Annotated in this window: 7 protein-coding genes; all 7 read left to right on the top strand. The window is 60.1% G+C overall.

Going from position 1 to position 8942, the window contains the following annotated elements; genetic code table 11:
• Positions 1-205 precede the first annotated feature (205 nt).
• The 7 genes from EYC95_RS29645 to EYC95_RS29615 all read left to right on the top strand — a co-directional run bounded on the left by EYC95_RS29645 (position 206) and on the right by EYC95_RS29615 (position 8446).
• The gene (locus EYC95_RS29645; RefSeq protein WP_131063487.1) at positions 206-1552 is read left to right on the top strand and encodes a hypothetical protein; all 1347 of its coding nucleotides are present in this window, start codon (positions 206-208) and stop codon (positions 1550-1552) included.
• 35 nt (positions 1553-1587) lie between these two features.
• The gene (locus EYC95_RS29640; RefSeq protein ID WP_131063486.1) at positions 1588-3834 is read left to right on the top strand and encodes an Ig-like domain-containing protein; all 2247 of its coding nucleotides are present in this window, start codon (positions 1588-1590) and stop codon (positions 3832-3834) included.
• A 60-nt stretch (positions 3835-3894) separates the two neighbouring features.
• Entirely contained in the window at positions 3895-4356 is a 462-nt protein-coding gene (locus EYC95_RS29635) for a curlin (protein ID WP_131063485.1), read from the top strand.
• A gap of 27 nt (positions 4357-4383) precedes the next feature.
• Positions 4384-5832: a curlin gene (locus tag EYC95_RS29630; RefSeq protein WP_131063484.1), complete on the top strand. Its 1449-nt coding sequence runs from the start codon at positions 4384-4386 to the stop codon at positions 5830-5832.
• A gap of 320 nt (positions 5833-6152) precedes the next feature.
• Positions 6153-7493: a hypothetical protein gene (locus EYC95_RS29625; RefSeq protein ID WP_131063483.1), complete on the top strand. Its 1341-nt coding sequence runs from the start codon at positions 6153-6155 to the stop codon at positions 7491-7493.
• Positions 7490-7870: a hypothetical protein gene (locus tag EYC95_RS29620; RefSeq protein WP_131063482.1), complete on the top strand. Its 381-nt coding sequence runs from the start codon at positions 7490-7492 to the stop codon at positions 7868-7870. The genes EYC95_RS29625 and EYC95_RS29620 overlap by 4 nt, the downstream gene beginning before the upstream one ends.
• 186 nt (positions 7871-8056) lie before the next feature.
• A complete protein-coding gene (locus EYC95_RS29615) occupies positions 8057-8446 on the top strand; it encodes a hypothetical protein (RefSeq protein ID WP_131063481.1) in 390 nt (129 codons plus the stop codon).
• The last annotated feature ends 496 nt before the right edge of the window (positions 8447-8942 follow it).

Here is an 8942-nt window from a genome sequence, read left to right as displayed (position 1 = left end):
CCCGCACACCCCACTGCCCCCACCTACCCCCAATGCTGGGGACAGTCGCCCGCTCGCGCCCTTGGCGCCGCGAAATCGTTTGCGCGCTACACGCCCTCGCTGCGGGCCTCTGCCGGCCGTTTCCAAAGATTGGTATGGAAGTTGCCAAAGCCACTGTCGACTGACCCATCCCTACGGGGCAGGTACTTCGATAGAGGGAATACTCATGCACCCTTTACTGTCCAAAACGGCGGCCGCTCTGGTCGTCAGCGCTTTAGCCCAAAGTGTTGCCCAGGCAGCGCTGTTTGCCGTAGACCCCGGTCCCTATGTGCCAGCCAACGGCTCGTTCGCCGCCTGGTATCAGGACAGCCATGGCCGAACCCTCGATCTGTGCCTGTCCAAGGCAGTCAGCTCCCGGGTTGCCAGTACACCCGGCGCCCCGGCCTACATGTGCCTGTTGGGCGCGACCCCCGGGGTTTTCGACGACGCGCAGCCCATCGTTTTCCCGAGCAACTTTCCCGATGAGTCGTTCTGGTTCATCGGTGACGGCTCAATCGTCGATGCCGCACGGGGCATCGACCTGACGTATGTCAGCGCCGTGGAAGCCGCCTTCGCCGCTGAAGAACCGGTAGAAGGCGACCAGGTCAGTTTTGGCCGCATCCGTATTCGGGTGGACGTGCCTACCGCCGGCGTCTACACCATCACCCACCCCTACGGCGTCGACATCTTTGACGTTCCCGCCGGAGGGACTCGCGCCATCAACATGACCCGCGACATCGGCATCGGCACGCCGAAAACCTACGACGGCGCACTCAAGAGTGACATCGGCCCGTTCCTGCGCAGCGTCAACGGCCCCTACACCGAGACCAACCCGGTCACCGGGTCGGCCGAGCGATTCGTTGGCGATCCGAACCTGGAAGAAGCCTTCACCGGCAGCCCTTTCAATACCAACTACATCCGCATCGAAGGGCCTAACGGTCTGGACTTGCGCACAACGGTCATGGCCATTTCCGGCAAGTTGTCGACCGTGGTCCGGCCAACCCCGATGATCACCGAGCGCAGCACGTACTCGCGCAAGGCCGGTGAAAGCGCACCGGTGGCGCAGCAGGATGTGTTCGTCATGGCCCCGCCGCCACCGGCCACCGTGACCCTGGACAGCAACAGCCCGGCGCTGAACCTGACCGAGGCTGATACCTCCGGCCGCTGGTACGCCCAGTCCTCAACCAACCCGACGTTGCCAAGCAGCCTGGTGGTAACCGCCGACAACCACCTGGCCATTCCCACCAGCACGCCGACCACGTTGTCGATGCCACTGACGGACCTGGTGGTGATCCAGACCGCCCAGTACAGCTTGAGCACCGCGCAAATCACGGTAGTGGCTTCGACCAGCGATGAAACCTCGCCGCCGGTACTCACCGCCACCACCGGCACCGGTGTCGCCATCGGCGCCCTGAGTGGCGATGGCGCAGTGAAATCCCTGGCGACCGGCATCTCGCCGATTCCACCGGCCAAGGTTCGAGTGACGTCATCCAATGGCGGCAGCGATATCGAAGAAGTGGTCATCGTGCAATGAACGCACTCATGGCCAGATCCTCATCAGGAGGCATCATGAATAAATTGCCACGCCTGGCGCTCAACGCCCTGGGACTGACTCTATCGCTGTCCGGCAGTGCTTTCGCGCAACTCGCTGCCGTCGACCCCGGCCCCTACACCTTTGCCACCGGGAAATTCCCGATGTGGTATCAGGACAACAATCTGCTGTCGCTGGAACTGTGCCAGTCGCGGGCTACCAGCTCGCGGTCGCCTGGTGCACCAGGCGCGCCGTCCTACATGTGCATCCTGAATCCGGAACCCGGGGTTTTCGACGACACCCAGCCGATGGTGTTTCCGGATAACTGGCCACCGGAAGCGTTCTGGTACCTCGCCGAGACCACCATCGCCGATGTCGGAGGCTATGGCGTGGACGCCTACGTGGCCGGGATCGAAGCGGCATTCGCGTCCGAAAACCCTGTCGACGGCGATCAGGTAAGCTTCGCGCGGATTCGTCTGCGGGTGAACGTGCCTGTCGCCGGGACCTACACCATCACCCACCCGTACGGCGTGGAAACGGTCAACGTCACCACGCCGGGCCGTCGGGCGATCAACATCACCCGCGACATCGGCATCGGCGTACCGGGCGATTTCAGCGGCGCTCTCAATGGTCAAATCGGGCCATTCCTGCGCAGCGTCAACGGTCCGTACACCGAAGTGAACCCGGACACCGGCTCCACCGAGACTTTCGTCGGCGATCCGAACCTCACCGAAGCGGTCACCGGCAGCCCGTTCGATAACAACTTCCTGCGTGTGCAGGGGCCTGCCGGGACCATCCAGACCAACCTCTTTACCGTGTCTGGCAAAGTCCTCGACAACCGTGCGCAAACCCCGGTGGAAATTGGCCGCGCCACTTACCGCCGCACCGCTTCAGGCCCGGGCACCAGCAGTACCCGGGTAGAAGTGTTTGGCAAATCGACCAACGGTTCGAGCCTGTGCTTCCGCGAAACCGTGGCCCTTGTGCCCGGACCACCGCAGACGCCCTGCCTGACCAACATGCCCGGCGACAACAGTGGCCAGTTCTTCGGCCAGCGCCTGACGGGGGCCACCGTGCCTGCGGTGGTGGTGGTCACCGCCACCAACCCGGCCGGGACCACCCGGCCTACGGCGGTGTCGAGCAAGCTCACTGACCTGGTGAAAATCCAGACCGCTCGTTACAGCTGGAGCAATCACAGCCTGCTGATCGAGGCCACCTCCACGGATGAAGTGGCGGTGCCGGACATGGTTGCTCAGGGTTACGGACGTCTGTCGAAATCCGGCACCCTGCAACGACTGACCATCGCAGATCTGACTCAGCCACCGGCTACCGTCACGGTCAAATCCGCCGCAGGCGGCAGTGACACCGAGTTCGTCGTGGTGGTCGGTGCTGCACCGGATACCGGCGAGAACCAGGCGCCGCTCTCCGTCGCCGACACCGGCAGCACCAGCTTCGGCGTGCCGCTGACCCTCAACCTGCTGGCCAACGACAGTGACCCTGACGGCAACACGCCGCTGAGCATCACTGCGCTGACCCCACCGGCTGACGGGCAAGGCACCGTGGCATTGAGCGGCACGACAGCGGTGATCTACACCCCGCCTGCCGTGGTCAATGCACCGCTGACAACGACCTTCACCTACAAGGCTCAAGACGTCAAAGGCCTGGCCTCGACCGCTCCGGCGACCGTGACCATCACCGTGGCGCCTAACCAGTCTCCGGTGGCCGTCGCCGACAGCATCGCAACCCTGGGTGTGGCAATTCCGATCAACGTGCTGGCCAACGACACCGATCCGGAAGGCAACGTGCCGCTCACCGTCGCCAGCCTGACCCCACCGGCAGCCGGTCGCGGCACTGTCACCACTGACGGCACCGTCATCACCTACACCCCACCGGCCACGGTCACCACGGCCTTCACCACCACCTTCACCTACATCGCCCGGGACAGCTTCGGCGCCCTGTCGACACCGGCGACGGTCACGGTGCAAGTCTCGCCACGGCCTGCTGCGGAAACCTTCGCAGTGACCGGGGCCACGGTGTCGGCCCGCTCCAACAACCGCTTCACCTGGGACTTTGCGGGCACCTCGTCGGTGATCACCGGCAACACCATCACCGTACAGGTCACCACCCCGACCGGGCTGGTCACCCTGGGCACCACCACGGTGCCGGTGACCGGTCGCTGGCGGTTGACGGTGAGCAACAGCACCACGGTGATCCCGTCCGCTAATCCGACGGCGACCATCCGCTCCTCCCAAGGCACCGTGCGTACCGTGACGGTCATCGCCAACTGAGCCCTCGCCCCACCCGCCGATTCGGTGGGTGGGGCCGGCCTCTTCCCACAGGACAACGCCATGAAAACGCCGACCGCCGCCCTGCTGTGCCTGCTTCTGCTTTGCAGCAGTGCAGGCGTGCGCGCCGACGATTTGATGGAGAACGACGACCTGGCACCTTCCGCCGACCTCGGCGAGTTGCCTCCACCGGTTGGCCAGCAGGCGCTGATCGACCAGAACGGCCAGGCCAACGTAGCGCTGCTGCAACAGAACGGCCAATCGTTGCTCGGCACCATTGTCCAGTCGGGCAGTAACCAGGAAGCCTACATCCTGCAACAAGGCAGCGACCTCATGGCAATGATCACCCAGCAAGGTTCTGGCAACGCCGCCTCAATCACCCAAAACGGCAGCCACAACCGCGCGCAGATTTCCCAGAACGGCAATAACAACGACGCCCGCATCGACCAGGCCGGTACGGGGCTTTCAAGCGCCGTAACCCAGTCGGGGAACGGCATGAGCGTTTTGGTTAAACAATATCGCTAAAGCACTGCACCCCTTGGAGGTTTCATCATGTTCAAACTGACGCCCCTCACCGCCGCCATACTGGTCATTGTCAGTGCCCAGGCGATGGCCGACGACAGCGTTTCCACCCAGGCTCAGCTCGGTACCGCCAACGTTGCCGATGTGAAACAGACCGCGGCCCCGTTCAGTACCGCCACCCAACAACAACTCGGCCAGGGTAACGATGCCGCGGCGGTGCAAGACAACGCCACCGGCACCATCACCCAGGATCAGGTCGGCGACTTCAACGCCGCTTACGGTGAGCAACTGTTCGAGAACGGCGGCCTCATCACCCAGCAACAGGTCGGCAGCGGCAACACCAGCCATGCCAGCCAATCGATCGGCATGGGCGAAAACCAGGCGCTGCAACAACAGTCGGGCAGCGGCAACTTCTCGTTCATCTATCAGGACAGCCAGGAAGCCACCCAAGGCCAGACCTTCCAGTTCGGTGATAACAACGAGGCCAATATCGAGCAGATTCAACTGGGCATCGCCAACAACGCGACGATCATCCAGTACGGCACCGCCAACTACGGCACCGCCGAACAGATCGCGCACATGGGCGGCGAGATCGGCATCAACCAGGCCGGCGAAGGCAACTATGCCTATGGCGACCAGCGCGATGGCAACGGCGGTATCGTGACCATCAACCAGTTCGGTGACTTCAACGGCAGTGAGGTCTGGCAAGGCGCACAAACCGCGAGCGAGGCCACCGTCAACCAGTACGGGCAGACCAACGAAACCGTGGTCGACCAAAGCTTCGGCCAAAACAACTATGCTCAGGTCCTGCAAGTCGGTGACGTCAACGCCATCTACGCCGACCAGTTCGACTCCGTCGGCTCGGTGCTCGCGCTGTACCAGCAAGGCACCGGCAATGTGCACTTCACCTACCAGAGCGGCGACAGCCATGTGCTGACCGCCACCTCCGTGGGTACCGAAAACAAGGTCTACGCCAGCAACTGGAAAGGCCCGCAACAGGGCGGCCAATTCGGCAGCAACCAGGTTGCGACCGTCACACAAGCCGGCAACGGCAACATCGCCAGTTTCAAACAGGATGGCGTTGGCCACATCATGACCACCAACCAGACCGGCAGCGGCAACAAAACCACCATCAGCCAGGCCGATTCCTATAACGAGCTGTACTTCGACCAGAACGGCAGCGACAACATCCTGATCGCCGACCAGCGCGGCACCACCAACCTGGCCCAGGGCACCACCAACGGCACGGGCAACACCACCGAGTTCGACCAGTCGGGCACGGGCAACCAGGCGTTCACCACGCAGCTGTATGGCAGCGACAACATGATCACCGTCAAACAGGCTGACACCATGAACGTGGCGTACGTGACCCAGGGCGGTACCGGGAACATTGCCAGTGTTGACCAGAGTGGCGTGACCCAGATGGCGAATGTCCAGCAGTTCGGTTCTGACAACCGGGCGACTGTGTTGCAGCAATAATCGCGAGGCGTTAAAAACCGCGGCCCTCGGGGGAGGGTCGCGGTTTTTTTTGCCTATGCAGAGGTGTCGCCTTAAAGTCAGCTCGCCCCCACATTTGATCTCCATGGGACACCGATTTTGTGAACGACGAAAATCCCCTGTGGGAGCGTGGCTTGCCCGCGATTGGCCCCTCAATCCCGCCCATCACTTGCTGACTAACCACCCTCCCCCAAACGCCGCCAAGATTTCAGACTTGCCCTACAAGTTTTACCGAATCCTCCGGCATTCACACTTGAGCCCCATCGCCAAAGTGCCCCATTTCCAAGGATCGGGCACAAAGCGTGACAAAACTCATCCCCCAACACCAACTCGTCGGCGAGCGCGGCCAGGTACTCGACAGCCATCAGGCTGCCGACGCCCTTCGCCAGGCCCTGAACTACTCGCACGACTTACAAGGGTTCGACGACCTGCTCAATGCCGTGGGCGCCAACAGCTCCAACTACATGCAGGCCGCCCACCAGCAAAAACTGCTCAACGCCGTGAGCAGCGGCGATTGGGCAATGGTCACGCCTCGCGTCAATCCGGAAAACGGGGGCGGCTCATGGAATGGATTCAAGACCCAACCCGAACCACCCCCGGCGCAACATCTGGTCGAAGATCACGCCTTTACCCAACCCAAACCGGCGGAGTCGGGTTTTCACATTGTTGAAAAGCCCATGAGCCTTGAGTCGCTGGAGCGCTCGCTGTATGAGAGTTCGCCAAGTGATGCGTTACGTCGCGAATTCCGTTCACTCAATCGCCATCTGGGTGAGCACGTGAAGCCGGGGCAAATGGTGATCTTCAGCGATTCACGACATTACATGTGCCGGCGTGAAGAGGCGCAGATGATGATTGCTGCGCAGAAGGTTAACGAGGCGCTCGAAGATCTGAGTGATGAAGAGGCTTCGTTCATGGTTGAGTACCATGAGGTGATTGAGCCGTTTTTGGGAATCTCTTCTGGTGGACTAGGCGTGGCGACGTTTATGGTCGGTCGTCATTTGGAAGGCCTCGGCGATACTCTTAAAGAATTGGAGCGACTGCATCAAGAGCAGTACCAACAACATCGTCATCTTCATTCACCAGAATTTTTTGCTCGACGCAAACGCCTGATGGCGAAACTGGACGCCGGATTCGGGCCTCTGGTGCGCAAGGGACTCGGACTCGCCGATCATCCCAAGCTCAAAAGAGCGTTGGGGCTTTCGTCTCGAAAAACTATTCATCATTGGAACAAAGCAGGTTCTCCAACTCAGTTACCAGGTTACGCAACGAACATCTCAGCAGTTTCTCAAGCCGTTAAATATATGAAGACAGGTGGTTACGTGGCGATAGCTCTGGGAGCAGGTTCAGCGGCAATGAAAATTAGCGAGGCTTGCCGCAGAGGGCGCGAAGAGGAGTGTCGTCAAGTGAAGTTTGTGGAGGGCTCGAAATTGTCTGGCAATGTTTTGGGAGGCATAGCGGCTGGCCGACTGGCCCCTATGGTTGCCCCTGCAACCTGTGCTGCGATCGGCGCTGGAACGGTAGGGTTAGGTGGACTCGTCTGTATGTTGGTGGTGAGTGGGGCCGTGATCGCCGGTACCGCAGACGGGGGGGCCGTTCTCGGTGAAGTTTCCGGCGAAATGCTTTATCAGGTTACCGCTCCATGAGTCAGCATAACTGGGCATTTTTGGCGTCTTGTTTACTTTGGACGGCAGTGATGTTGGTGAACACAGCGATATCGGTATACGCAGCCTACTTCAAAGCAGAGGACTGCCAGGCGCACTTTGTGAAATCGAATCTGGTCAAGCAATACCGATTTGAACCGTTCGGTAGCTTCTTGAGCCGGCTAGGAAGTATGGGGATGGTCTATTCCCTATTGGTATTCAAATACCAGCGCCGTTTAGATCCCGTCGCAATTGAAGAAGTGAGGACGTTTCCTGCACACCTGCGGCCTTGGATTGTAATTCCTGGCCACATCAATCTGTTCTGCGTTGTCTGGATGTTTGCAATGTGTGGTTGGGCCAAATACACAGGCCTGGTTTAGCCGAGTCAAGGAAGCGGACGGACTCCTGTGTTTGAAAGAATTATGCGACCTGAAACTGCGAGCCGAACTCAGGTTTGAAAAATTCAAAGACATCGCCTGTAAGTCGAAGCGAAGCAGCTCAAGTAAAAATAAAGCTGTCACATATCCTTGATTCAACCGCTGAAGTCTTATACGAATCGAGTACCCATGACTGAAACAAGACTGCTCTACGCAGCCGTCGTGATCTCTTTGTTCACTGTGGCGATTATCAACTTGGCGATTATGGTTTTTGTAGGACTTTTCAAGCTCAAAGAAATGGAATCACATCTTAAAAATTGTTACCTCATCCAGGCCTACCGTCGGAAAAACGGATACGGTTTCTACAGCCGCAGATACAGGCTCAACTTAATTACGGCCATGCTAAGCAAACGGCCTTCTTTACTCTTACTGGACGATCCTCGTGCGCTTGAGGATATTCGCTGCTTCCCACTGCATTTAAGACGCTGGATCGAAATTCCCTATCGCTTGAATGCGTGTTCGTTCGTTGGGATGTTTATTGTATTCGGGTGGGGCAAATATATCGGCCTGCTGGAGTGAGTTCTATCACCGAAACCAAGTCGGCTATCAGGACGCCTTCGCGGGCAAGCCTCGCTCCTACAATAAATCGGCGTACGCCTTGCGCTTCTCACCACTCAACAGGCCGAGCGTTAGCTCGCCTGCAGCTCTTGATCTTGATCTTGATCTGGCTTTTGATCTGCCCGCCCCTTCGGGAGGCCGAGTGGAGGCGTTCATCTGGGGGGTGGGCGCGCAGCGCCGTGCGGCGAAGCCGCACACATTGAGAGGAGGTTGAAGCGAAGCCAACCGGAGGCGATGCCCCCAGATGAATGCCGGAGCGAGGGTACGCCGAGCCTAGGCGAGGGGCCGGACGCTGGGGCGAAGCCTTTTGGTTCCTTTTTGGCGTTTGAAAATCGGCATAGGAGGCGGCCATCTGGCCGCGCCCCTGCCACACCACCCGGCATGCGGGTCCGCACCGGGCGGTTCGAGAAGTTGAGGTCAGCAGAGTCGAGGCAGACCCAGCCGGTCGAACCACGCC

The organism is Pseudomonas sp. BGI-2, from assembly GCF_004310295.1.
GTDB lineage: Bacteria > Pseudomonadota > Gammaproteobacteria > Pseudomonadales > Pseudomonadaceae > Aquipseudomonas.
Note: the sequence above shows the minus strand (reverse complement) of the source record. Positions and strands in the feature narration are given on the sequence as shown.

Excerpts from the sequence above, each read along its gene's own strand:
- EYC95_RS29615 (WP_131063481.1), top strand. The coding sequence starts at position 8,057 with ATGACTGAAACAAGACTGCTCTACGCAGCCGTCGTGATCTCTTTGTTC.
- EYC95_RS29640 (WP_131063486.1), top strand. The coding sequence starts at position 1,588 with ATGAATAAATTGCCACGCCTGGCGCTCAACGCCCTGGGACTGACTCTA.
- EYC95_RS29635 (WP_131063485.1), top strand. The coding sequence starts at position 3,895 with ATGAAAACGCCGACCGCCGCCCTGCTGTGCCTGCTTCTGCTTTGCAGC.
- EYC95_RS29630 (WP_131063484.1), top strand. The coding sequence starts at position 4,384 with ATGTTCAAACTGACGCCCCTCACCGCCGCCATACTGGTCATTGTCAGT.
- EYC95_RS29620 (WP_131063482.1), top strand. The coding sequence starts at position 7,490 with ATGAGTCAGCATAACTGGGCATTTTTGGCGTCTTGTTTACTTTGGACG.
- EYC95_RS29645 (WP_131063487.1), top strand. The coding sequence starts at position 206 with ATGCACCCTTTACTGTCCAAAACGGCGGCCGCTCTGGTCGTCAGCGCT.